Origin of the sequence: Pseudoalteromonas sp. SIMBA_162, assembly GCF_046535955.1 — a bacterium.
Lineage (GTDB): Bacteria > Pseudomonadota > Gammaproteobacteria > Enterobacterales > Alteromonadaceae > Pseudoalteromonas > Pseudoalteromonas marina.
This window is the reverse complement of record NZ_JAWJBQ010000076.1, coordinates 1-481: the sequence shown is the minus strand read 5'-3', so window position 1 is coordinate 481 and position 481 is coordinate 1. Positions and strand designations below refer to the sequence as shown.

The following is a 481-nucleotide window of genomic DNA, read 5'->3' as shown; positions in this document are numbered from 1 at the left end:
GAATGGGGGAACCCACTGCTCGTAATGGAGCAGTATCTTGACGTGAATTCATAGCGTCAAGATGGCACACCCAGGGAACTGAAACATCTAAGTACCTGGAGGAAGAGAAAGAAAATATTCGATTCCCTGAGTAGCGGCGAGCGAAACGGGAAGAGCCCAAACCAAAAGGCTTGCCTCTTGGGGTTGTAGGACACTCTATACGGAGTTACAAAAGAATGGATTAGGCGAAGCGATTTGGAAAGATCCGCCATAGAAGGTAAAAGCCCTGTAGTCGAAAATCCATTCTCTCTTGAGTGTATCCTGAGTACGGCGGAACACGTGAAATTCCGTCGGAATCCGGGAGGACCATCTCCCAAGGCTAAATACTCCCTAGTGACCGATAGTGAACCAGTACCGTGAGGGAAAGGTGAAAAGCACCCCGGGAGGGGAGTGAAATAGAACCTGAAACCGTGTGCCTACAAGTAGTTAGAGCCCGTTAATG

At 49.1% G+C, this 481-nt stretch carries 1 rRNA gene; it reads left to right on the top strand.

The window, feature by feature from the left end:
- A 23S ribosomal RNA gene (locus tag R0J88_RS18775) occupies window positions 1-481 on the top strand; the annotation flags it as partial.